The organism is Bacteroides caecigallinarum (assembly GCF_021531075.1).
GTDB classification, from domain to species: Bacteria; Bacteroidota; Bacteroidia; order Bacteroidales; family Bacteroidaceae; genus Phocaeicola; species Phocaeicola caecigallinarum_B.
Genome location: NZ_JADYTJ010000155.1, coordinates 1 through 519, shown reverse-complemented (window position 1 = coordinate 519; position 519 = coordinate 1). Strand labels below are relative to the sequence as shown.

Sequence of the window (519 nt, the reverse complement as noted above, 5' to 3'; positions counted from 1 at the left end):
GGTCGAACTTGTTCATGTATTTCCGCTGGTCAAGAAGAATCTTGCAGTCACTGTTGTTGATGATAGCTTCCTTCACGACAGGGGAACTGATGATGTCATCCACTTCCTGGGTGACCACCACGGCCTCACCGAAATATTTTCTGACGGTCTTAAATAAATACTTTATGTACTCACTCATATTGGCGGACATCAGGGCTTTCCAGCATTCCTCAATGAGTATCATCTTGCGGATGCCTTTCAAGCGGCGCATCTTGGCGATGAAGGTTTCCATGATTATCAGCGTGACCACGGGCAGAAGCACCTTGTTTCCGCTGATATTGTCCAGCTCAAATACGATAAAGCGCTTGTTGGTAAGATCCAGTTCCTTGTCCGAATTAAGCAGGAAATCATAATCACCGCCACGGTAGAACGGTTCCAGCACGTTCAGGAAACCGTCGATGTCAAAATCCTTCTCACGGACTTTCTTCTCCTCAATCATCCGGCGGTAGTCATCACGCACAAACTCGTAGAATCCGTTGA

1 protein-coding gene is annotated in these 519 nt (G+C 47.0%); it reads right to left on the bottom strand.

Features of this window, described 5'->3' with window-relative positions; genetic code table 11:
• A partial coding sequence (locus tag I6E11_RS14840) for a TraG family conjugative transposon ATPase (protein WP_235338851.1) occupies positions 1-519 on the bottom strand: 519 nt, incomplete at both ends.